16 protein-coding genes and 3 pseudogenes are annotated in these 22,260 nt (G+C 70.5%); 8 read left to right on the top strand and 11 right to left on the bottom strand.

Annotated elements, in window-relative coordinates; genetic code table 11:
- The first annotated feature begins 85 nt into the window (after positions 1-85).
- Both recO and ACFWN1_RS11440 read left to right on the top strand, forming a co-directional pair.
- Complete coding sequence (recO, locus tag ACFWN1_RS11445; protein WP_384360016.1) at positions 86-832, top strand: DNA repair protein RecO; 747 nt, start codon at positions 86-88, stop codon at positions 830-832.
- A 30-nt stretch (positions 833-862) separates the two neighbouring features.
- Positions 863-1,711 (top strand): isoprenyl transferase, encoded by an 849-nt coding sequence (locus tag ACFWN1_RS11440; protein ID WP_384360014.1) that lies wholly within the window; start codon positions 863-865, stop codon positions 1,709-1,711.
- Positions 1,712-1,786: 75 nt separating this feature from the next.
- Here the strand turns inward: ACFWN1_RS11440 and ACFWN1_RS11435 are convergent, their stop codons facing one another.
- The 4 genes from ACFWN1_RS11435 to ACFWN1_RS11420 form a co-directional block, all read right to left on the bottom strand.
- Positions 1,787-2,203 (bottom strand): Fur family transcriptional regulator, encoded by a 417-nt coding sequence (locus ACFWN1_RS11435; protein ID WP_384360012.1) that lies wholly within the window; start codon positions 2,201-2,203, stop codon positions 1,787-1,789.
- 117 nt (positions 2,204-2,320) lie between these two features.
- Positions 2,321-3,214 (bottom strand): metal ABC transporter permease, encoded by an 894-nt coding sequence (locus tag ACFWN1_RS11430; RefSeq protein ID WP_384360010.1) that lies wholly within the window; start codon positions 3,212-3,214, stop codon positions 2,321-2,323.
- Entirely contained in the window at positions 3,214-4,005 is a 792-nt protein-coding gene (locus ACFWN1_RS11425; protein WP_384360008.1) for a metal ABC transporter ATP-binding protein, read from the bottom strand. Before ACFWN1_RS11425 ends, ACFWN1_RS11430 begins: the two co-directional genes overlap by 1 nt.
- A gap of 8 nt (positions 4,006-4,013) precedes the next feature.
- A complete protein-coding gene (locus tag ACFWN1_RS11420) occupies positions 4,014-4,985 on the bottom strand; it encodes a metal ABC transporter substrate-binding protein (protein WP_384360006.1) in 972 nt (323 codons plus the stop codon).
- Between the two features lie 229 nt (positions 4,986-5,214).
- Here ACFWN1_RS11420 and ACFWN1_RS11415 point away from each other — a divergent pair, with 229 nt between their 5' ends.
- The 3 genes from ACFWN1_RS11415 to ACFWN1_RS11405 all read left to right on the top strand — a co-directional run bounded on the left by ACFWN1_RS11415 (position 5,215) and on the right by ACFWN1_RS11405 (position 8,398).
- Positions 5,215-6,597: a glycine--tRNA ligase gene (locus ACFWN1_RS11415; protein WP_384360004.1), complete on the top strand. Its 1,383-nt coding sequence runs from the start codon at positions 5,215-5,217 to the stop codon at positions 6,595-6,597.
- Between the two features lie 154 nt (positions 6,598-6,751).
- The gene (locus ACFWN1_RS11410) at positions 6,752-7,762 is read left to right on the top strand and encodes an aldo/keto reductase (RefSeq protein WP_384360002.1); all 1,011 of its coding nucleotides are present in this window, start codon (positions 6,752-6,754) and stop codon (positions 7,760-7,762) included.
- Positions 7,763-7,801: 39 nt separating this feature from the next.
- Complete coding sequence (locus tag ACFWN1_RS11405) at positions 7,802-8,398, top strand: TetR/AcrR family transcriptional regulator (protein ID WP_384360000.1); 597 nt, start codon at positions 7,802-7,804, stop codon at positions 8,396-8,398.
- A 90-nt stretch (positions 8,399-8,488) separates the two neighbouring features.
- Here ACFWN1_RS11405 and ACFWN1_RS11400 read toward each other — a convergent pair whose 3' ends face one another.
- The 3 genes and pseudogenes from ACFWN1_RS11400 to ACFWN1_RS11390 all read right to left on the bottom strand — a co-directional run bounded on the left by ACFWN1_RS11400 (position 8,489) and on the right by ACFWN1_RS11390 (position 11,929).
- Positions 8,489-9,628, bottom strand: coding sequence for a serine hydrolase domain-containing protein (locus tag ACFWN1_RS11400; RefSeq protein ID WP_384359998.1), 1,140 nt, complete (start codon positions 9,626-9,628; stop codon positions 8,489-8,491).
- A gap of 291 nt (positions 9,629-9,919) precedes the next feature.
- Complete coding sequence (locus ACFWN1_RS11395) at positions 9,920-10,144, bottom strand: hypothetical protein (RefSeq protein WP_384359996.1); 225 nt, start codon at positions 10,142-10,144, stop codon at positions 9,920-9,922.
- A gap of 350 nt (positions 10,145-10,494) precedes the next feature.
- Positions 10,495-11,929: pseudogene (locus tag ACFWN1_RS11390) on the bottom strand (MFS transporter).
- An 89-nt stretch (positions 11,930-12,018) separates the two neighbouring features.
- Between ACFWN1_RS11390 and ACFWN1_RS11385 the strand changes: the two are divergent.
- Positions 12,019-12,315: pseudogene (locus ACFWN1_RS11385) on the top strand (XRE family transcriptional regulator); the annotation flags it as partial.
- A 2-nt stretch (positions 12,316-12,317) separates the two neighbouring features.
- Here the strand turns inward: ACFWN1_RS11385 and ACFWN1_RS11380 are convergent.
- Positions 12,318-13,760 (bottom strand): MFS transporter, encoded by a 1,443-nt coding sequence (locus ACFWN1_RS11380; RefSeq protein ID WP_384359994.1) that lies wholly within the window; start codon positions 13,758-13,760, stop codon positions 12,318-12,320.
- A 139-nt stretch (positions 13,761-13,899) separates the two neighbouring features.
- Here ACFWN1_RS11380 and dusB point away from each other — a divergent pair, with 139 nt between their 5' ends.
- Entirely contained in the window at positions 13,900-15,030 is a 1,131-nt protein-coding gene (gene dusB, locus ACFWN1_RS11375; RefSeq protein ID WP_384359992.1) for a tRNA dihydrouridine synthase DusB, read from the top strand.
- Positions 15,031-15,134: 104 nt separating this feature from the next.
- Here dusB and ACFWN1_RS11370 read toward each other — a convergent pair whose 3' ends face one another.
- The 3 genes and pseudogenes from ACFWN1_RS11370 to ACFWN1_RS11360 all read right to left on the bottom strand — a co-directional run.
- The gene (locus ACFWN1_RS11370; protein WP_384359990.1) at positions 15,135-15,293 is read right to left on the bottom strand and encodes a hypothetical protein; all 159 of its coding nucleotides are present in this window, start codon (positions 15,291-15,293) and stop codon (positions 15,135-15,137) included.
- A gap of 526 nt (positions 15,294-15,819) precedes the next feature.
- Positions 15,820-17,736 carry a sulfatase-like hydrolase/transferase gene (locus tag ACFWN1_RS11365; RefSeq protein WP_384359988.1) on the bottom strand — a complete coding sequence of 639 codons (1,917 nt, stop codon included), beginning with the start codon at positions 17,734-17,736 and terminating at the stop codon, positions 15,820-15,822.
- A gap of 680 nt (positions 17,737-18,416) precedes the next feature.
- Positions 18,417-19,002 (bottom strand): annotated as a pseudogene (locus tag ACFWN1_RS11360) (aminotransferase); the annotation flags it as partial.
- A 439-nt stretch (positions 19,003-19,441) separates the two neighbouring features.
- On the opposite strand from ACFWN1_RS11360, the gene ppdK reads away from it, so the two are divergent.
- A complete protein-coding gene (gene ppdK / locus ACFWN1_RS11355; RefSeq protein ID WP_384359986.1) occupies positions 19,442-22,162 on the top strand; it encodes a pyruvate, phosphate dikinase in 2,721 nt (906 codons plus the stop codon).
- Positions 22,163-22,260: the final 98 nt, after the last annotated feature.

Genomic DNA, 22,260 nt, shown 5'->3' with positions numbered 1-22,260 from the left:
ATTCGGACGTGGAGCGGGTCACAACCGGGGGCGGACAGGCGGAACCGGCGCTCCGCCCTGCCGGGCGTGGGCGAGAATGGACGGCATGAGTCTGTTCCGCGACGACGGCATCGTGCTGCGCACCCAGAAGCTGGGCGAGGCGGACCGGATCATCACCCTGCTCACCCGTGGCCACGGCCGGGTGCGGGCCGTGGCGCGCGGTGTGCGGCGCACGAAGTCGAAGTTCGGGGCCCGGCTAGAGCCGTTCTCCCATGTCGACGTGCAGTTCTTCGCGCGGGGGAGCGAGCTGGTCGGGCGCGGGCTGCCGCTGTGCACCCAGAGCGAGACCATCTCCCCGTACGGCGGCGGCATCGTCACCGACTACCCCCGCTACACCGCCGGGACCGCCATGCTGGAGACGGCCGAACGGTTCACCGACCACGAGGGCGAGCCCGCCGTACAGCAGTACCTGCTCCTCGTCGGCGGCCTGCGCACCCTCGCGCGCGGCGAACACGCCTCGAACCTCGTCCTCGACGCCTTCCTGCTCCGCTCCCTCGCCGTCAACGGCTACGCGCCGACCTTCGGAGACTGCGCACGCTGCGGGATGCCGGGGCCGAACCGGTTCTTCTCGGTCGCCTCGGGCGGCTCGGTGTGCGTGGACTGCCGGGTGCCGGGCAGCGTGGTCCCCTCCCCGCAGACCCTGATGCTGCTGGGCGCGCTGCTTACGGGAGACTGGGAGACCGCAGACGCGGCCGAGGCGCGGCACGTCCGCGAGGGGAGCGGCCTGGTGTCCGCATACCTGCACTGGCATCTGGAGCGGGGGCTGCGCTCCCTGCGGTACGTAGAGAAGTAAGCAGCAAGCACGGCTGAGGAGACGAGAAGCATGGTCGTACGCGGATTTCTGGGGGGCCGGCGCCAGGAGTACCAGGCACCGGAACCGCACCCGTCCGGCGCCCGCGCGCCGAAGCTTCCGGGTGAGCTGGTCCCCGAGCACGTGGCCATCATCATGGACGGCAACGGCCGCTGGGCGAAGGAACGCGGGCTGCCGCGTACCGAGGGGCACAAGGTGGGCGCCGAGCAGGTGCTCGACGTGCTCCAGGGGGCGATCGAGGCGGGCGTCCGCAACATCTCCCTCTACGCCTTCTCCACCGAGAACTGGAAGCGCTCGCCCGACGAGGTCCGCTTCCTGATGAACTTCAACCGCGACTTCATCCGCAAGACCCGCGACCAGCTCGACGCGCTCGGCATCCGGGTGCGCTGGGCCGGGCGGATGCCCAAGCTGTGGAAGTCGGTCGCCAAGGAACTCCAGGTCGCGCAGGAGCAGACCAAGGACAACGACCTCCTCACCCTGTACTTCTGCATGAACTACGGCGGCCGCGCCGAGATCGCCGACGCCGCGCAGGCCATCGCCGAGGACGTGCGCGCCGGGCGCCTTGACCCCGCGAAGGTCACCGAGAAGACGGTCCAGAAGTACCTGTACTACCCGGACATGCCCGACGTCGACCTCTTCCTCCGCCCCAGCGGTGAACAGCGCACCTCCAACTACCTGCTGTGGCAGAGCGCGTATGCCGAGATGGTCTTCCAGGACGTCCTGTGGCCCGACTTCGACCGCCGCGACCTGTGGCGGGCGTGCGTCGAATTCGCCTCCCGTGACCGGCGGTTCGGCGGAGCGGTGCCGAACGAGGAGCTGCTGGCCATGGAGGCGGCGATGAAGGGGAACCCTGGGAGCTAGCCGCCCCCCGGCCTGACCGGGTACGAGAACGCCCCCCTCTGCTCGGCGGGGGCGTTCTTCTTCCCGCCGTCCAGGTCAGCCGTTGGCTTCCGCGCAGTCCGCGCAGGTGCCGAAGATCTCCACCGTGTGCGCCACGTTGACGAAGCCGTGTTCGGAGGCGATGGCCTCGGCCCACTTCTCCACGGCCGGGCCCTCCACCTCGACCGCCTTGCCGCAGTGGCGACAGACGAGGTGATGGTGGTGTTCGCCGGTGGAGCAACGCCGGTAGACGGACTCGCCGTCCGACGTGCGCAGAACGTCGACCTCGCCGGCCTCGGCGAGGGACTGGAGGGTGCGGTAGACGGTGGTGAGCCCGACCGAGTCGCCCTTGTGCTTGAGCATGTCGTGGAGATCCTGCGCGCTGCGGAACTCGTCGACCTCGTCGAGGGCCGCCGCCACCGCCGCGCGCTGCTTGGTCGCACGGCCCTTCACGGGTGGTCCAGCGGTCGTCACCGGGTGCCTCCTCAAGTCTGCGCCTCTGACCGGGCCATTGTGCCAGCCCGGACCCCCACCGGTCAGACGCGCAAGCGCCTCCGGCGGGTTCGTGAGTCCGCGATGGAGCTCCATGGGTCAGACGCCGACCTCGTCGCCCGCCGTCCGCGTGGCCGGGATCGCGCACTCCACCGGGTCTCCGGCGGGCCGGGCCGCGCGGGCGCGTCGGCGGGCCAGCGGAGTGGCGAGCGCGGTCATGACGGCGAACGCGGCGATGGTGAGCAGGACGATCGTCGCACCCGGAGGGACGTCCTCGTAGAACGAGGTGACCGTGCCGCCGATCGACACCGTCACACCGAGCGCCACCGCTATGGCGAACGTCGCAGCGAAGCTGCGGGTGAGCTGCTGGGCAGCTGCCACGGGGACGACCATGAGCGCCGAGACGAGGATCAGGCCGACAACACGCATCGCCACGGTGACGGTGACAGCCGCGGTGACCGCGACGAGCAGGTTCAGCGCCCGCACCGGCAGCCCGGTGACCCGCGCGAACTCCTCGTCCTGGCTGACCGCGAACAACTGCCGACGCAGCCCGAGCGTCACTGCGACCACACACGCGCCCAGCACGATGATCGCGGTCACGTCGGACGGCGCCACGGTGGACAGCGAGCCGAAGAGGTACGAGGTGAGATTGGCGTTGGAGCCGCCGGGCGCGAGGTTCACGAACAGCACACCGCCCGCCATGCCGCCGTAGAACAGCATGGCGAGGGCTATGTCACCGCGCGTCCTGCCGTACCAGCGGATCAGTTCCATCAGTACCGAGCCCGCCACGGAGACGATGGTCGCCATCCACACCGGCGAGGAGTTCAGCAGGAAGCCGAGGCCGACGCCCGTCATCGCCACGTGCCCGATGCCGTCGCCCATCAGGGGCTGGCGGCGCTGGACGAGGTAGATGCCGATCGCGGGGGCGATGACGCCGACCAGGACGGCCGCGAGCAGTGCCCGCTGCATGAAGGCGTAGTTCAGGAAGTCCATCAGCTCAGCAGTCCCGTACGGATCGGTTCGGCGCCCTCGTGCGGGTGCACGTGGTCGTGGCCGGGCAGGGCGTGCTGGCCGACGGCCTTCGGCGGCGGCCCGTCGTGCAGCACACAGCCGTCGCGCAGCACCACCGCGCGGTCGATCAACGGCTCCAGCGGGCCCAGCTCGTGCAGCACCAGCAGGACGGTGGCCCCGGCGGCGACCTGTTCGCGCAGGGTCGACGCCAGCACCTCCTGGCTGGCGAGGTCGACCCCGGCCATCGGCTCGTCCATGATCAACAGCTCGGGCTCGGAGACCAGTGCGCGGGCTATCAGCACCCGCTGGTGCTGACCCCCGGAGAGCGCGGTCACCGAGTCCTTGGCGCGGTCCGCCATGCCGGCCAGCTCCAGTGCGCGCCCTACCGCCTCCCGGTCCGCCTTGCGGAAGAACCCGAAGCGGGTGCGGGCCAGCCGGCCCGACGACACGATCTCGGAGACGGTGGCCGGCACGCCCCCGGCGGCGGAGGTGCGCTGGGGCACGTAGCCGACGCGGGCCCAGTCGCGGAAGGAGCGCAGGGGCGTGCCGAACAGCTCGACGGCGCCGGAGGTGGCCGGCACCTGCCCGATGGCGGTGCGCACGGCCGTGGACTTGCCGGAGCCGTTGGCGCCGAGCAGCGCGACGACCTCGCCGGGGCGCACGGTCAGGTCGATGCCGCGCAGCACCGGCCGCCCGCCCAGCTCGGCCCGTACGTCCCGCAGGGTCAGCACCGGCGCCGACTCCCGCTCCTCGATGGTCACTCGGCTGGTCACTCGGCTCGTCACTTGATCCCCAGGGCGCTCTGGAGGGCCTTGAGGTTGGCCCGCTGGACGGCGAAGTAGTCCGTGCCGCGCGATCTCTTGGTGATGCCCTCGATCGGGTCGAGCACATCGGTCTTCAGGTCGGCGTCCCCGGCTACCGTCTTCGCGGTCTTGTCGCTGACCAGCGTCTCGTAGAAGACGGTCGAGACCCCGTCCGCCCTGGCCAGCCGCTGGAGGTCCTTCACCCGGGCCGCGCTCGGCTCGGACTCGGGGTCGAGGCCGCTGATCGCCTCCTCCGTGAGGCCGTAGCGCTCGGCGAGGTAGCCGAAGGCGGCGTGGGTCGTGATGAAGACCTTGGAGCGGGAGCCGGCCAGGCCGTCCTTGAACTCGGTGTCCAACTCGTCCAGCTGCTTCACCAGGGCCACGGTGTTCCTCTTGTAGTCGGCAGCGTGGTCCGGGTCGGCCTTCTCGAAGGCCCGGCCGACACCCTGGGCGACCTCCGCGTACCGCACCGGATCGAGCCAGATGTGCGGGTCCTTGCCGTTCTCGCTCTCGTGGTCGTGGTCCGCGTGCTCGTCCTCGTGCCCGGCCGCATGGCCGCCGACCTCGGTGCCGTGCTGCTCCAGCGTGGTCAGCGCGGCCGTGTCGATCTTCGTCTTCACCGGCGACTGCTCCACCGCCTCGTCCACCGAGGGCTGGAGTCCCTTCAGGTAGAGAACCGCGTCGGAACGCTCCATGCCCCCTATCTGACGCGGGCTGATCTCCAGGTCGTGCGGCTCCTGGCCCGGTGAGGTCAGCGTGGTCATGTGCACATGGTCCCCGCCTATCCGCTCGGCGAGGAAGGCCATCGGATAGAACGAGGCGACGACATCGAACTTGTCCGTGTTCCCCGATGCGGCGCTGCTGCCCGAGCAGGCGGACAGTGTGCCCAGGCCCAGCGCGGTGACGGCCGCTATCGCGGACCCGGATATGAGGCGTCGTCGTACGTTCATGACAGTCATTTTCAACAAAATTGGAAACGATTGTCAACAAACTGACCGGCCGGAACTCGCCACGCGCATTCCCGGGGTCGGCTTGGTAAGGATTAGGGAGGGCTTCGGCGGCTTCGGGAGGGGGGCCGGCGGGGGCCGATTTGGCCGTGGGGGAGCTTGCGCCGGTAACCTGAATCATTCGCTGGAAGCATCTCGCTTCAACGCCCGTCGTCGTAATGAAGAGAGCACCGTGGCCGCCGACAAGATCGACACCATCGTCAGCCTGAGCAAGCGCCGTGGCTTCGTTTTCCCCAGCAGTGAGATCTACGGCGGACAGCGTGCCGCCTGGGACTACGGACCGCTGGGTGTCGAGCTCAAGGAGAACATCAAGCGTCAGTGGTGGCGCTACATGGTGACGTCGCGCGAGGACGTGGTCGGTATCGACTCGTCCGTGATCCTGGCCCCCGAGGTCTGGGTAGCTTCCGGTCACGTCGCCACCTTCACGGACCCGCTGACCGAGTGCACCTCGTGTCACAGGCGGTTCCGCGCCGACCACCTGGAAGAGGCGTACGAGGAGAAGAAGGGCCACGCCCCGGCGAACGGCCTCGCGGACCTCAACTGCCCGAACTGCGGCAACAAGGGCACCTTCACCGAGCCCAAGCAGTTCTCCGGTCTGCTCTCCACTCACCTCGGCCCGACCCAGGACTCCGGCTCCGTCGCCTACCTGCGTCCCGAGACCGCTCAGGGCATCTTCACCAACTTCGCCCAGGTGCAGACCACTTCGCGCCGCAAGCCGCCCTTCGGCATCGCCCAGGTGGGCAAGTCCTTCCGCAACGAGATCACGCCCGGCAACTTCATCTTCCGGACCCGCGAGTTCGAGCAGATGGAGATGGAGTTCTTCGTCAAGCCGGGCGAGGACGAGCAGTGGCAGGAGTACTGGATGCAGCAGCGCTGGAACTGGTACACCGGTCTCGGCCTGCGCGAGGAGAACATGCGCTGGTACGACCACCCGAAGGAGAAGCTCTCCCACTACTCCAAGCGCACCGCCGACATCGAGTACCGCTTCTCGTTCGGCGGCTCGGAGTGGGGCGAGCTGGAGGGTGTCGCCAACCGCACCGACTACGACCTCGGTGCCCACGCCAAGGCGTCCGGCCAGGATCTCTCCTACTTCGACCAGGAGGCCGGCGAGCGCTGGACCCCCTACGTCATCGAGCCCGCCGCCGGAGTCGGCCGCGCCATGCTCGCCTTCCTGCTCGATGCCTACACCGAGGACGAGGCGCCCAACGCCAAGGGAAAGCTGGAGAAGCGCGTCGTGCTGCGCCTCGACCACCGCCTCGCCCCGGTCAAGGTCGCTGTGCTCCCGCTCTCCCGCAACCCCGAGCTGTCCCCGAAGGCCAAGGGGCTCGCCCAGGCGCTGCGCCAGAACTGGAACATCGACTTCGACGACGCCGGCGCCATCGGCCGCCGCTACCGCCGCCAGGACGAGATCGGTACCCCCTTCTGCGTGACCGTCGACTTCGACACGCTCGAGGACAACGCGGTGACCGTGCGCGAGCGCGACACGATGAAGCAGGAGCGGGTCTCCCTCGACCAGATCGAGGGCTACCTCGCCGCCCGTCTGATCGGCGCCTGACCTTCGCATTTCCGCCCACCCTCCTGCCCGGTCCCCCGGGTCGGAGGGTGGGCTTTGTCGTGTCTCGTGTCTGAACGGGGTCTACCCGGAATCTGCTGACAACTAACAACTGACAGATATTGAATTCTGTCAGTCCAGGTGCCAAGCTGGGCGCATGACGATCCACACGCGAAATCTCGGAACCACCGGTCCCCAGGTGCCCGCTCTCGGCCTCGGCTGCATGGGTATGTCGGGTATGTACGGAGAGGCGGACCGCCCGGAAGCCGTCCGCACGGTGCACGCCGCCCTGGAAGCGGGCGTCACCCTCATCGACACCGGCGACTTCTACGCCATGGGGCACAACGAGATGCTGGTCGGCGAAGCCCTGCGCACCGCCCCGGCCCACCTCCGTGACAACGCGGTGCTGAGCGTGAAGTTCGGTGCCCTGCGCGACCCGGACGGCGCCTGGCTGGGCTTCGACGGACGACCCGCCGCGGTGAAGACCTTCGCCGCCTACTCCCTCCAGCGCCTCGGCGTGGACCACATCGACATCTACCGCCCCTCCCGCCTCGACCCGGACGTCCCCATCGAGGAGACGATCGGCGCGATCGCGGAGCTGGTGGAGAAGGGATGGGTGAAACACATCGGCCTCAGCGAGGTCGGCCCCGACACCATCCGCCGTGCCGCCGCCACCGCCCCGATCTCCGACCTCCAGATCGAGTACGCGTTGATCTCGCGCGGCATCGAGCGGGAGATCCTCCCCACCCTGCGGGAGCTGGGCATCGGCGTCACCGCGTACGGCGTGCTCTCGCGCGGCCTGCTCTCCAATCACATCTCCGCCGACCGCGACTTCGCCGCCACCGACTTCCGCGCCTTCTCCCCCCGTTTCCAGGGCGAGAACTTCCGGCACAACCTGAGCCTGGTCGACTCCCTCCGCAAGATCGCGGATCAGAAGGGGGGCACGGTCGCCCAGATCGCCATCGCCTGGGTCCTCGCCCAGGGCTCCGACATCGTGCCGGTGATCGGCTCCCGCACCCGCGAGCGGCTGTCCGAGGCACTGGGCGCGCTCGACATCACCCTCGACGCGGCGGACCTCGCAGCCATAGAGGAGGCCGTCCCCGCCGACGCGGCGGCAGGCGAGCGGTACGCGCCCGCGCAGATGGCCATGCTGGACAGCGAGCGATGAGCCGGAAGCGATGAGCGGCACGCCGGGTACGGTCTAGGCATGGCAGCGACCGAGACCCTGACCGCCGAGCGCATCCTCGAAGCGACCGAGGAGGTGCTGCGCCGACACGGCCCGGCCAAGGCCACTGTGGTCGACGTGGCCCGCGCTCTCGGCGTCAGCCACGGCAGTGTCTACCGGCACTTCCGCACCAAGGCTGCGCTGCGCGAGGCGGTCACCAAGCGCTGGCTGGACCGTACCTCGGAGCGGCTCGCGGTCATCGCAGGCGAGGAGACGCCAGTCGAGCGGCGGCTGCGGGACTGGCTGGCCGCGCTGTTCGAGGCCAAGCGGCACAAGGCGGGTGACGATCCCGAGCTGTTCGCCACCTACAGCGTGCTGGCCGAGGAGAGCGGGGAGACGGTCGGCGAGCACATCACCGACCTCACCTCCCAGCTCGCCCGGATCATCGAGGCCGGGACCGACTCCGGTACCTTCCGCGCGGCGGACCCGGCGGCCGAGGCCCGCGCGGTCTTCCAGGCCACGGCCCGCTTTCACGACCCCTGTTACGCCCGCGAATGGCAGCAGCCCGGTATCGAGGAGGACTTCAAGGTGATCGTGGACCTGCTGATACGCGGGCTGGGCGCACCAGCCAGGCCGTGAGCCGCGTCGGGCTTTGGTCGACGTCAGCCTCCGGCCTACGGCGGCCTTTGGCCTGGGGCAGGCATGACCTACGTCAGGCCCTGACCCACATCAGGCCGTGACCTGCCAGAAGTCCCGCATCACCGTGGGCGGTGTCGGACCGGTCATCGCCACCTGGGTGAGCAGGACGGTCACCTTGCCGTTGGCCGGGACCAGATGGGCCGCGGTGCCGGTGCCGCCGACCCAGCCGTAGCGGCCGGGCACGTGCCACGGTTCGGTGCGGGCGATGTCGACCGAGCCGCCATAGCCCCAGCCCTGGCCTTCCAGAAAGAGCGGGCTGCTCTTCCGCTGGGCCGGGGTGAGCTGGTCACTGGTCATCCGGGCGACTGACTCCGGCGAGAGGAGCCTGCGGCCGTACGTCTCGCCGCCGGCCAGCAGCATCCGGGCGAAGGCCAGGTAGTCGTCGGCGGTGGAGATCAGGCCGCCGGCGCCGGAGGGGAAGGCTGGGAGCCGGTCCCAGCCGCCGTCGAAGGCCTCGGCCACCCGCAAGGCACCGTCAGGGCCGGGCTGGTAGGCGGTGGGCAGCCGGTGCAGATCCCGTTCGGGCACGGAGAAGCCCGTGTCCTTCATGCCGAGCGGCTCGAAGATCCGCTCGGCCAGGAAGTCCGGCAGTGTCTGCCCCGACGCCCGCGCGATCAGGGCGCCCTGGAGATCGGAGGAGGTGTTGTAGAGCCAGGCTTCACCGGGCTGGTGGAGGAGCGGAACCTTGGCGAGTTCGGCCAGCAGCTCGTCCATCGCGGGCACCGCGTGCGGCGCGAACCCGCCGCGCTGGAGCTCGAACAGCGGGGCCACGGCGGGCAGGGAGAAGTCCGGCGGGAAGCCCCAGCCGCACCGCGAACTGAGCACGTGCTCCACGGTGATGGGCCGCGCGGCCGGCACCAGGTCGTCCACCGGCGACTCGGGCGTCCGCACCACCATCGGCGCGGCCAGCTCGGGCAGCCAACGGGCCACTGGGTCGTCCAGCCCGACCAGCCTCTCCTCCACGAGCATCAGCAGCGCGGCGGCGGTCACGGGCTTGGTGATCGAGGCGAGCCGGAACAGCGAGTCCCGCGCCAGCGGCACGGTCCGTCCGGTGTCCGTGTACCCGACGGCCACGGCCTCGACCTCGTCCCCGCGGGCGACGAGGCCGACCGCGCCGGGCAGGTTCCCGTCGTCCACGTGCCGGCGCAGGGTCTCGTGCAGTGCGGTCATCGGGCTCGCCTTCCGGTCGACACAGGTCGTCAGGGCTATGACTCCCACGGCGGGGCGGACTCATCGCCGTGCGGGCGCCGGTGTCGCACAGTCGGCTTCCGCCGGATGCGTCGGGCAGCGGGCTGGTCTGCGGTGCCTGTACCGGTCGGCTCGTGTGCTGCCGTCCATTGGGCCGGAGTGGGTGGACCGAAGTGCCGGGCGCGCTGGGGCGGGTGGGGCATGTGGGGCTCCGGCATTCTCACCGCCGTGCTCGGAGTGGAGGGCCGCAGAACCGGGCGGCCTCCGGCATCCTCACCGCCGTGCCGGGTCCAACGTCGCCTGGTGGGCCTCGGCCAGGTGCTCCGTCGCCGGATGCTCGTCCGTCGGAGTCCAGGGCAGGTGCCGGGTGCCCCGGCGCCAGCCGCAGGTGCCGCAGCCGAAGGTGCGTTGGAGTCCGGCCCGTTCCACCCGTATGACGTGTTCCCTGCCGTGCCGGTCCCACCGCCGCACGCTGGTCCCGGTTCTGTTCTCGGTCATGCCGGGAGTGTGCGGCACGCGGAACCAGGGGCGGAACTCCGGGTGGGAACTGTCACATGGTCCGGCTCAATCGGTCCGGCACGGGGACCGGGTACCGGGGTCCGGGCTCACGGATGCGGCACCCGCGCGTGGCACATAGCTCCGGCTCTCGGATTCGGCACCCGGGCCAGGGAGACAGCTCCGGCACCCGGATGTGGCACGGGCTCCGGCGCACAGCTCTGGCACCCGGATGCGGCACCCGGCTCAAGCGCACAGCTCTGGCGCATAGGTCCGGTACCCGGATGCGGCACCGGCTCCGGCGCACAGGTCCGGCATCCGGGGTCAGTGCGCGGGTCCGGCAGGGGCTCCGCTCACCCCACCTCGTGGGGCAGGCGCAGGCTCAGCAGGCCGGTGGCGAGGATCGCCGTCAGCTGGGTGCCCAGGGTGATGAGCAGGGCGTCCCGCATACCGAGGTACGGGACCAGGGCGAGGAACAGGCCGCCCAGGGTGGCCACGCCGAGGGCGAACGACGCCTGCTGGGTGGTGGCCAGCAACCCGCTGCCCACTCCGGCACGGGCGGCCGGGACCTCGGAGAGCACGATCCGCAGCAGGTTGGGGAGCTGGAGCGCCTGGCCCGCTCCGGCGACGGCCGCGCCCGGCAGCAGGGTGCCGAGACCCAGTTCAGGCCGGCCCCGCCACACGGCCGGCACGATCAGCAGCACACCCAGGCCCTGGAGTACGGCTCCGGCGCCGACCACCCGCGTACCGAAGCGGGCGATCAGCCGGGGCCCGGCCAGCGAGACGAGGAGGAAGGAGACCGCCATCGGCGCCAGCGCCAGACCCGCCCGTACCGGACCCAGACCCCCACGCTGTTGGAGGCTCAGCGCGATGACGAACATGAACCCACTGAAACCGAGGCAGAACGGAACCACGATCAGCAGCCCTCGCCGCAGCGACAGGGTGGCGAAGAGGCTCGGCGGCAGCAGCGGGGTACGGCCCAGCCGGTCCCGGCGCCGTTGCACCGTCCAGAACGCCCAGGCCGCCACCGGGAACACGGCCGGCGAGACCCACGTCCACAGCGGCCAGCCCGTGGCGCGGCCCTCGGTGAGCGGGGCGAGCAGCGCCAGCAGGGCGACGGCCAGCAGGACCGTGCCGGGTACGTCGACCGGCTCGGGGTGCCTGGCGCGGGTGTCGGGGACGTGGCGGATGGTGAGGATCAGGCCGAGCACGACCGCGGGCACGTTCACCAGGAAGGCCGAACGCCAGCCGGTGCCGGCGATGTCCGCCGCTACCAGGACGCCGCCCAGGATCTGGCCCACCTCCATGGACAGGCCCGCCGTCGCGCCGTACAGGCTCATCGCGTGGGCGCGGCGGCCGCCGGTGGTGGTGGACTGGATGGTGGCGAGTACCTGCGGCAGCATCAGCGCGGCTGCCGCGCCCTGCGCGGCCCGTGCAGCGACCAGGCTCCACGCGTCCGGGGGCCGGGCCGCACGCCAGCGAGGTCAGCCCGAAGGCGGCCATGCCGCCGATGAACAGTCGGCGCCTGCCGAACAGGTCACCGAGGCGCCCGCCGAGTACGAGCAGGACGGCGTACGTGACGCCGTACCCGGCCACGACCAGTTCCAGCAGTGCCTCGTTCGCGGAGAGGTCGCCGCCGATGGCGGGGAGCGCGACGTTGACGATGAAGAAGTCGACCAGCGGGAGCGCGGCGGCCAGCAGGACGGTCATCAGGCCGGCCCCGCTCAAGGTGGGAGCCGCCGTCGGAGCACGCACGGAGGGCGCGGTGGAGAGGGTGGTCTCAGTCATGCCCACGAGCCTGCGCTGCCGCGGAGAGGGGTACCAGAGCGTGCCGATCCTGGTACCGGAACTACCTGCCAAGGCTCTCGGACACCCCGGCCCTGCTGCGTGCCTCGATGGCCGGACAGCTCGGCGAACCTGCCTGGAAGATGCTGCTCAAGCGGCTCCAGGCGTACCCGGAGTTCCGCGAGAACTGGGAGCGGCACGAGGTGGTCGGCGGCCGCTCCAAGACGAAGGAGTTCCTCAGCCCCCACGTCGGCCGGCTCACCGTGGAACACACCGACTTATGGCTCTGCCCGGACCCCGGCCCGCGCGTCGTGGTCTACCCCCCGAAGAACGAGGAGTCCCGCGAGCGGCTGGAGAAGCTGCACGCGATGGCCGCGGAGGGACGCTGAGATCAGGACACCCCGGCCGGCTGCCGGACCTCGGCCGTCTCCAGCCGTTCCGCCGTCCGCTCGGCCGTGCTGTGGGCCCAGCGTCCGCTGGTCAGGAAGCCCAGGACCAGGACCGCCGCGCCGCACGCGGCCAGGACCCACCAGCCGGGGCGGGCCGCCGAGACGAAGGTGTCGCGGTACGGCGAGTCGCCGATGCCCGAGGCCAGGACCGCGCCGATCACGGCCACGCCCAGGGTCTGGCCGAGCTGGCGGCTGGTGGAGGCGACCGCCGCGGCCACACCCGCCTGGGCGCGGGGCATGCCGGAGACGGCGGTGTTGGTGATGGGGGCGTTGACGAAGCCGAAGCCGACGCCGAAGAGGACGTAACCGAGGAAGAGGGTGACGTCGGAGGTCTCGGCCTCCAAGAGAGCGAAGAGCAGACCGCTCGCCGTCATCGCCGCGCCCGCGATCAGCAGCGGCAGGCGCGGGCCCCGGCTGCCGACCAGCCGTCCGGACAGCGGGGCGCACAGCAGGGTGGGCGCCGCCATGGGGAGCATCCACAGGCCGGCGTGCAGGGCGTCGAGACCGCGTACGTTCTGGAGGTACAGCGTGGACAGGAAGAGGAAGCCGCCGAGCGCCGCGAAGGCGCTCACCGCTATCCCGGTCGCCCCGCTGAAGGGCGCCGAATGGAAGAAGCGCAGGTCGATGAGGGGTTCGGTGCGCCGGTGCTCGTAGATCAGGAGGGCCAGCAGGGCGGCGAGGGCCAGCGCGGCGAAGGGGAGCACCTGGGCGAGGCTCGCGTTCGGGGCTTCGATGATCGCGTATGTCAGCGAGCCGAACAGGGCGATCACCAGCACCTGGCCGACCGGGTCCGGGCGGCGCGGCCGGGGCGCGCGGGACTCGGGGACGAAGCGCAGGGTGAGCAGCAGGGCGGCGAGGCCCACCGGGAGGTTGACCCAGAAGATCGAGCGCCAGCCGACCGACTCCACCAGCAGGCCGCCCGCCAGCGGACCGGCCGCCATGGAGATGCCGATCACCGCGCCCCAGACGCCGATCGCGCGCGCCCGTTCGCGCGGGTCGGTGAAGGTGTTGGTGATGATCGACATGGCGACCGGGTTGAGCATCGAACCGCCGACGGCCTGGACCATGCGGAACACCACGAGGAGTTCCAGGTTCGGGGCCAGCGAGCACAGCAGGGAACCGGCGGTGAAGATCACCAGGCCCGCCATGAAGACCCGTCTGCGGCCGATCCGGTCCGCCGTGGACCCCGCGAGCATCAGCAGCGAGGCGAGCACCAGCGTGTAGGCGTCGATCGTCCACTGAAGGCCGGACGTCGTGGCGTGCAGCTCGCGCTGCATCGAGGGCAGCGCGACGTTCAGGGCGGTGTTGTCGAGGCTCACGATCAGCAGGCTCATGCAGCAGATCGCGAGCACCAGCATCCGCCGCCGGTGGGTCAGCTCGGGCATGGGTCCCATCGTACGCACCTATCACTAGTGTGGCTAACTAATGACCCTTACATGATCCCTGCCCTCAGGGGGAGGGGCACCGCTGAGGTGAGGGACAATAGACGACGCCCATGCCGCACATCCGTCCCGGAGCCCCCTGATGACCCAGCCGCTGTCCATCGGCCCGCACGCCGTGGTGCCGCCCGTCGTGCTCGCACCCATGGCCGGGATCACCAACGCCCCCTTCCGCACCCTGTGCCGGGAGTTCAGCGGGGGCAAGGGACTGTTCGTCAGCGAGATGATCACCACGCGGGCCCTGGTCGAGCGCAACGACAAGACCATGCAGCTCATCAGGTTCGACGAGACCGAGAAGCCCCGCTCTATCCAGCTGTACGGCGTCGACCCGTCCACCGTCGGCAAGGCCGTCCGCATGATCGCGGAGGAGGGGCTGGCCGACCACATCGACCTCAACTTCGGCTGCCCGGTCCCCAAGGTCACCCGTAAGGGGGGCGGCTCCGCGCTGCCGTACAAGCGGAACCTGCTGCGGGCCATCCTGCGCGAGGCCGTCTCCGGCGCGGGTGACCTGCCGGTCACCATGAAGATGCGCAAGGGCATCGACGACGACCACATCACCTACCTCGACGCCGGCCGCATCGCCGTCGAGGAGGGCGTCACCGCCATCGCCCTGCACGGCCGCACCGCCGCCCAGCACTACGGCGGCACCGCCGACTGGAGCGCCATCGCCCGGCTGAAGGAGCACGTCCCGGAGATCCCGGTGCTCGGCAACGGCGACATCTGGTCCGCCGAGGACGCGCTGCGCATGGTCCGCGAGACCGGCTGCGACGGCGTGGTCGTCGGCCGGGGCTGCCTCGGCCGGCCCTGGCTCTTCGCCGACCTTGTCGCCGCTTTCGAGGGCCGCGACGAGTTCCAGCGGCCGGTGCTGCGCCAGGTCGCCGATGTCATGGTCCGGCACGCCACGCTGCTCGGGGAGTGGCTCGGCGACGAGTCGCGCGGTGTCATCGACTTCCGCAAGCACGTCGCCTGGTACCTCAAGGGCTTCGCGGTCGGCTCCGAGATGCGCAAGCGGCTCGCCATCACCTCCTCGCTGGCGGAACTGCGCACCGGCCTGGACGAGCTGGACCTCGACCAGCCGTGGCCGGCCGGCGCCGACGGCCCCCGCGGGCGTACCTCCGGCAACAACCGGGTGGTCCTTCCGGACGGCTGGCTGAAGGACCCGTACGACTGCGCGGGTGTGACCGAGGAAGCCGAGCTGGACACCTCCGGCGGCTGAACGGCAGCAGAGCCGGCCCCCGAGGGACCGGCCCTGCTGCCGGACGGCCGGAGCCGGGGCCGAAGGAACCCGAGCCGAGAGAACCGGGGCGACGGGAACTCGGCCTACCGGAACTCGCTCCGGTAGGCCGGCGCCAACTCGGCCGTGCGCCGGCGGCGTTGGGCCGGTTCGTCGTCCGAAAGCCGCGGCGGTGGCGCGTCCGCGCCCGCGACGGCATCGCCGATGCGCAGGAAGTACTCGTCCTGGCCGGCGAGGGTGCACATGCACAGCATCCGGGCCGGCGCACCCGAGGTGTCGCGGAAGTGGTGCGACGAGTTGGCCGGGATGTTGATCCCTTCCCGAAGCCCTGCCGGTGCGGCGGCGGCCCACCACCGTCGGGGACGCGCATGTCGAGCAGGCAGTAACGGCCGTCGGTCTGCTCGCCGGTGATCAGCATGGCGTATGTACTGCCCACCGGCGAGACGTACGTCGTGCTCGGGTCGTCGGGGTGCGCCACGGTAAGCGAGCGGGACCGATAGTCGTCGGGAATCGTCGTGGTCGTGTCCTTCGAAGTCCGGTCGAGCGAGGATCAGTTGCCGGGTGTGACGACAAGGGTCTTGCCGCTGGGCAGGGCGCCCGCGAACAGGTCGATGCCGGTATCTCGCGATCCGCGTGCGACGGCGCGGGCATCCACACCGTAGTGTTCACCAGCACACCGCCGGGCACCGACAGCAGCCACTCCATCCGGGCGTTCAAGAAGCGAACCGCTCACCGGGTGGGCCCGCGGTCGCGGGGTCCCGATGAACGGGCCTACCCGTTCTTCGGGTGCGGAGTCGAGCCGTACGCGGTCAGGAAGCGGTCGCGGAAGAGGTTCATCTTCCAGACCGGGGCGTCGTGCGCGGGGCGCAGGCCGTCCGTCCAGTTCCAGTCGCTGATCTTGTCGAGCACCTCGGGGTCCTTGGCGACGATGGAGATCGGTACGTCCCGGCTCGCGTGGTTGCCGCTGACGCGGGCGATGGGCTGGTGGTCGCCGAGGAAGACCAGCACGGTGTCCTTGGTTCCGTAGCGTTCCAGCCACTCGGTGAGCGCGGTCACCGAGTACTGGATCGACTTGCCGTACTCCTCGCGGGACTTGGTGGTGTCCGCGATCACGTCGGCGGGGTCGTTGCCCGCCGCCTCGATGGGCTTGAAGACGGAGCCGTCGCCCAGCTCGTCCCAGCCGACCATCTTCGGGATCGGGCCCCATGGCTGGTGGCTGGAGGTCAGGATGACCTCCGACATCACCGGCTTGGCGTGCTTCTTGCCGTGCACCCGCTGCTGGAACTGCTCCAGGGTGTACTGGTCGGGCATCGTGGACCAGCTGAACTTCGGTCCCTTGTAGCCGAGTTTGAAGGCGTTGTAGACCTTGTCCAGGCCGAAGAAACTCTGCTCCGGCCATCCCTTCTGGATGCCCGGCATCACACCGACCGTGTCCCAGCCCCCGGACTTCTTGAACACCTTGGTCAGGCTGAGGTGGTCGCTCGCCATCACCGTGCGGTAGCGCTGCTGGTTGCTCACCCACAGGCCCGACAGGGTGGTGGAGTGACCGAGCCAACTGCTGCCGCCGTAGGTCGCCGAGGTGAGCCAGCCGCTCTTGGCGTGGTAACCCGCCTTCTCCAGCGCCTCGGTGCGGACGGCGAGGGTGTTGTCCACACCGGGCGCCATGATCGGGTCCTCGATCGCGCTGCGACCGTAGCTCTCGATGAACGTGAAGATCACGTCCTTGCCGCGCAGGTCCGGTACGAGCTGGTCGGGCGGGGTCGCGCCGAACGCGTCCACCTTGGCGACCTTCTGGAATTCGGCCTCGTCCTTCAGCGTGTCGGACACCCGCTCGGTCTGGTTCTGCAGGGCGACGGCGGCGCTGTCGGCGGCGAGCGGCACACCCGCGAGCTGCACACCGAAGGAGGAGCAGGTGATCCAGACGACGCCCGCGATCAGCGTGCCCCGGGTCGCCGTGGCCGAGTGCCGGGCGAGGACGCCGCTCAGGCGTACGACGGCGTAGGCCAGCATGGCGAACAGCAGCAGCACGAGCACGATCAGACCTGCGGTCACGGTGTAGGTGGCCGCCCGGCCGAGCGAGTCCTCCAGGTACGACTGCGCGTCACCCAGCAGGCTCCAGTCCAGCACCAGGTTGAAGTTCCGGCCGAGATACTGCTTGAACCCCATGTCGAGCCAGTTCAGCACGGTCAGCGCGGCGAGTGCGACACCGGCGGCCGCCGCGAGCACGACCCGGGGCCTCCTGGGCAGCGCCAGCAGGATGGCCGCCCCGACGATCGCTTCTCCAGGCAGCCGGAAGAAACTGGCGGGGCCGACCTCGACGATGGTCGCCGGCATCACCAGCGTGCAGACCACCAGGACGGCGGCGAGGACGGTGATGGTCCGGGAGAGGAAGCGGGCCCGCCGGGGGTGCTCCGCCTGCCAGCGGGTGAGGCGGGCGAAGCGGGGTGGCTTGGCGGCGGGGGTGTCGGGGGTGTCGGGGGTGTCCCGAGGGGTGGGATCGGCCTCGGGGGTGCCCTGGCGGCCGGCCTTCGCGCCGGGCGCGCCGCCCGTGTTCGGCTGCGGGCCGGAGTCGGGGGTGCTCTCGGGGTCGGCTGTCGCGTCGAGGGCGTGGGCGGCCTCTGCGTCGGGGTGGATCGCTGGGGTGCTCTCAGGGCCGGCCTCCGCGTCGCGGTCCCGGCCCGCCTCCACCCGGGCTGCTCCCTGCGGCGCGTCGTCCGGGTGGGCTTCAGGGTCGGAGCCAGGGACCGGTGTGGGTCCGGCCCCGGTCCTGGGGCTCCCGACCGCCTCCGTCTCCGGGGCGTTCTCCGGGCGGAATTCGGGTACGGCGGCTGTCTCCGGTGCGGTGCCCTCGCTTCCGGCACCCGTCTTCGCCTGCGGGCGGGAACCGGCGCCGGGCTCAGGGTCGGACCCTGCCTCGGCGTCCCCACCCGCGTCCGTCGCAGGCGCGCCCGGCTGGACATCGGGCTCGGCACGAGTCCCCGGAGCGGCGTTCCCGCCCCCGGCACCCACCGCGCCCTCGGAGCCTGCCCCCGCCTCATGAGTCCTGGCTCCCGACGCCTCGGTGTCCCCACCGGCCCCCCGGTCACCACCCTTCCCATGCTCGACAAGGGTCTCCACCACTCCGGCACCTTCGACGGAGCCCTCCGAGGGGCCGCCCCCCGGCGCGTCGGGTGACGTGTGCGTGTTCTTCTGCTGAGGCAAACCCGGAGGTCCTTCCGCGCGAGGCCGGTGACGACGGAGGCGGCGGGCCACGCTGGGGAGGCTGGGCAGGACCGGTGGAGGCTGGTCCGCCCGGCCCGCCGTCCTTCCGTACGGTCCACCGTGGACCGGTGTTCACGACCTACGGCAAATACCGGGCAAACGCCCGGTCAAGGCCCGTGTCGGACGCCCTCGACCGCGGTGAGCGGGGTGAGCGGCGCGGCAGCCGAACAGGACTCCCGCACACCCGCGAGCGGGTACGTTACCGGCTCGGGTAGGTGTCACGGCCGTACCCCGCCAGCACCTCGGGAAGCCGGTGACCAGCGGAAGCCGCCGCGTCCACCAGGCCACGGGCCACCGCGCGAGCCTCATGCAGGCCGCAACGGGCCAGGCCGAAGCCCGGGTCCAGGAGCCGGAGCCCGACTGCCTCCCCGTACTGCTTGTCCAGCAGCCCCGACCACAGCAGCCGCCCGGCGTCCGAGGCGAGCGCGTCCGTCCGGTGGTCGTCGCCTCCAACGCCAGGGTGGCGAAAGCCTGTTCAGGCGGCCAGAAGTCCCGCTGGAGGCGGTCGCGCAGGTCGGCCGCCGCTTGCTCCGGCAGCGCCGCGTACGTCCCGTCGTCCCACACCGTCCGCGCCAGCCACGCCCTGCGGCGCAGCGCGTCGTACGCGTATCCCTGCGCGCCCGCCGCCATCACCGCGCCGCTCGGCCGGGTGCCGTCGGCGGGGCAGATCGTGCCCGGTGAGTCCTTCCGGTTCGGAGGAACGGCTCGCCGCGCTGAGGGGTGTGACGGCCGCGTTTCCGGCCCGGAACGGCGTCCGCATGGTGAAATTCCATGCCGGGTGACAGCGTGATTCTCGCCACCCTTGATAAGGGTAGCGCTCAGATGAGCGAATCGTGAGCGGCTGCACTTCTCCAAGGGGTGGCACTCGGTGCCACCCTCCCGGTGTTCATTGATCGAAATCAAGCGTGCCGATCACCGCTCAGTTGAGCAGGAAATGGGGTCGCTGACGGCCCGTCCGTTCAAGAGATGAACACCCGGGTGGCCCTGGCCTTGCTCTGTCTTTGCTTTAGATCCTGTGGCAGACGGCTGGTTACAGGCTTATGACGCACGACTGGACGTACCAAGGCGCCTTCGATCTGGGTATGTTCCTCGCCGTCAGGGCAGCCACCGTGGCCTCAAGGAGTCGAGACCCGTGTCGGAAAACAAAGAGCCTCACGTAGCCAAGTTCGTCTACGACTTCACCGAGGGCAACAAGGACCTCAAGGACCTGCTCGGTGGCAAGGGCGCCAACCTCGCCGAGATGACCAACCTCGGGCTGCCGGTCCCTCCCGGCTTCACCATCACCACCGAGGCGTGCAAGGTCTACCTCGACAGCGGCGAGGAGCCCGCGGCACTGCGGGACGAGGTGAGTGCACACCTCGACGCGCTGGAGCAGCGCATGGGCAAGAAGCTCGGCCAGGCCGACGACCCGCTGCTGGTCTCGGTCCGCTCCGGTGCCAAGTTCTCCATGCCCGGCATGATGGACACCGTCCTGAACATCGGCCTCTCCGACAGGTCGGTAAAGGGCCTGGCCAAGCAGGCCGGCGACGAACGTTTCGCGTGGGACTCCTACCGTCGCCTCATCCAGATGTTCGGCAAGACCGTCCTCGGCGTCGACGGCGAGCTGTTCGAGGAGGCGCTGGAGAAGGCCAAGGAGACCAAGGGCGTCCAGGTTGACACCGAGCTGGACGCGGCCGACCTGAAGAAGCTGGTCACCGCCTTCAAGAAGACCGTCAAGACCGAGGCCGGCCGGGACTTCCCGCAGGACCCGCGCGAGCAGATGGACCTCGCCATCAAGGCCGTCTTCGAGTCCTGGAACGGCGACCGGGCCAAGCTCTACCGCCGCCAGGAACGCATCCCGGGCGACCTGGGCACCGCGGTCAACGTCTGCTCCATGGTCTTCGGCAACCTCGGCCCCGACTCCGGCACCGGCGTCGCCTTCACCCGCGACCCCGCCTCCGGGCACCAGGGCGTCTACGGCGACTACCTCCAGAACGCGCAGGGCGAGGACGTGGTCGCGGGCATCCGCAACACCGTGCCGCTCGCGGAACTGGAGAACATCGACAAGGCGTCGTACGACCAGCTCATGCAGATCATGGAGACGCTGGAGAACCACTACCTGGATCTCTGCGACATCGAGTTCACCATCGAGCGCGGCAAGCTGTGGATGCTCCAGACCCGCGTCGGCAAGCGCACCGCGGGCGCGGCCTTCCGTATCGCGACCCAGCTGGTGGACCAGGGCCTGATCGACGAGACCGAGGCGCTCCAGCGGGTCAACGGCGCGCAGCTCGCCCAGCTGATGTTCCCCCGCTTCGACGAGGACGCCCGTGCCGAGCAGGTCGGGCGGGGCATCGCTGCCTCGCCGGGCGCGGCGGTCGGCAAGGCGGTCTTCGACTCGTACACCGCGGTCAAGTGGTCGCGTTCGGGCGAGAAGGTCATCCTGGTGCGCCGGGAGACCAACCCCGACGACCTGGACGGCATGATCGCCGCCGAGGGCATCCTCACCTCGCGCGGCGGCAAGACCTCCCACGCGGCCGTGGTCGCGCGCGGCATGGGCAAGACCTGCGTCTGCGGCGCGGAGGAGCTGGAGGTCGACACCAAGCGGCGCCGGATGACCGTGCCGGGCGGGCATGTGGTGGAGGAGGGCGACGTCATCTCCATCGACGGCTCCTCCGGCAAGGTGTACCTCGGTGAGGTGCCGGTCGTGCCCTCGCCCGTGGTGGAGTACTTCGAGGGCCGGATGCACCCGGGCGCCGACGACGCCGACGAGCTGGTCGAGGCCGTGCACCGGATGATGGCCTTCGCCGACCGCAAGCGCCGGCTCCGCGTACGCGCCAACGCCGACAACGCCGAGGACGCGCTGCGGGCGCGGCGGTTCGGGGCGCAGGGCATCGGTCTCTGCCGTACCGAGCACATGTTCCTCGGGGACCGGCGTGAGCTGGTCGAGCGGCTGATCCTCGCGGACACCGAGGCGGAGCGGGAGGAGTCGCTGAAGCAGCTTCTCCCACAGCAGAAGCAGGACTTCATCGAGCTGTTCGAGGCGATGGACGGCCTGCCGGTGACGGTACGCCTGCTGGACCCGCCGCTGCACGAGTTCCTCCCCGACATCACCGAGCTGTCGGTACGCGTGGCCCTCGCCGAATCCCGGCAGGAGCCGCACGAGAACGAACTCCGCCTGCTCCAGGCCGTCCACCGTCTCCACGAGCAGAACCCGATGCTGGGCCTGCGCGGCGTACGCCTCGGCCTCGTCATCCCGGGCCTGTTCACCATGCAGGTCCGCGCCATCGCGGAGGCGGCTGCCGAGCGCAAGGCCGCCAAGGGTGACCCGCGCGCCGAGATCATGATCCCGCTGGTGGGTACGGTCCAGGAGCTGGAGATCGTCCGCGACGAGGCCGACCAGGTCATCGCCGAGGTCGAGGCGGCGACGGGTACGCGGCTGAAGCTGGCGATCGGCACGATGATCGAGCTGCCGCGCGCCGCGCTGACCGCCGGTCAGATCGCGGAGGCCGCCGAGTTCTTCTCCTTCGGCACGAACGACCTCACGCAGACCGTGTGGGGCTTCAGCCGGGACGACGTGGAGGCATCGTTCTTCACGGCCTACCTGGAGAAGGGCATCTTCGGTGTCAGCCCGTTCGAGACGATCGACCGGGACGGGGTGGGCTCACTGGTCAAGTCGGCCGCCGCGGCAGGCCGTTCGACCCGTCCCGACCTCAAGCTGGGCGTCTGCGGCGAGCACGGCGGCGACCCCGAGTCCGTCCACTTCTTCCACGAGGTCGGCCTCGACTACGTCTCCTGCTCCCCGTTCCGCATCCCGGTCGCCCGCCTGGAGGCCGGCCGCGCCGCCACCCAGTCGGAGGGCAGCGACCACCGCTGACCCCCCCGATCCCCGGACCCGTCGTCGGTCCCCGACCCTCACCACCGATCGACGACGGACTCCGGCCCCAAAAAGAGAGGCGGCACCCTGTGCGGGGG

Origin of the sequence: Streptomyces sp. NPDC058459 (genome assembly GCF_042721685.1) — a bacterium.
GTDB lineage: Bacteria > Actinomycetota > Actinomycetes > Streptomycetales > Streptomycetaceae > Streptomyces.
The sequence above is the reverse complement of the archived record's forward strand: the minus strand, read 5'-3'. Positions and strand labels throughout refer to the sequence as shown.

Excerpts from the sequence above, each read along its gene's own strand:
- recO (WP_384360016.1), top strand. The coding sequence starts at position 86 with ATGAGTCTGTTCCGCGACGACGGCATCGTGCTGCGCACCCAGAAGCTG.
- ACFWN1_RS11440 (WP_384360014.1), top strand. The coding sequence starts at position 863 with ATGGTCGTACGCGGATTTCTGGGGGGCCGGCGCCAGGAGTACCAGGCA.
- ACFWN1_RS11430 (WP_384360010.1), bottom strand. The coding sequence starts at position 3,214 with ATGGACTTCCTGAACTACGCCTTCATGCAGCGGGCACTGCTCGCGGCC.
- ACFWN1_RS11420 (WP_384360006.1), bottom strand. The coding sequence starts at position 4,985 with ATGAACGTACGACGACGCCTCATATCCGGGTCCGCGATAGCGGCCGTC.
- ACFWN1_RS11410 (WP_384360002.1), top strand. The coding sequence starts at position 6,752 with ATGACGATCCACACGCGAAATCTCGGAACCACCGGTCCCCAGGTGCCC.
- ACFWN1_RS11405 (WP_384360000.1), top strand. The coding sequence starts at position 7,802 with ATGGCAGCGACCGAGACCCTGACCGCCGAGCGCATCCTCGAAGCGACC.
- ACFWN1_RS11400 (WP_384359998.1), bottom strand. The coding sequence starts at position 9,628 with ATGACCGCACTGCACGAGACCCTGCGCCGGCACGTGGACGACGGGAAC.
- ACFWN1_RS11395 (WP_384359996.1), bottom strand. The coding sequence starts at position 10,144 with ATGACCGAGAACAGAACCGGGACCAGCGTGCGGCGGTGGGACCGGCAC.
- ACFWN1_RS11380 (WP_384359994.1), bottom strand. The coding sequence starts at position 13,760 with ATGCCCGAGCTGACCCACCGGCGGCGGATGCTGGTGCTCGCGATCTGC.
- dusB (WP_384359992.1), top strand. The coding sequence starts at position 13,900 with ATGACCCAGCCGCTGTCCATCGGCCCGCACGCCGTGGTGCCGCCCGTC.
- ACFWN1_RS11370 (WP_384359990.1), bottom strand. The coding sequence starts at position 15,293 with ATGTGCACCCTCGCCGGCCAGGACGAGTACTTCCTGCGCATCGGCGAT.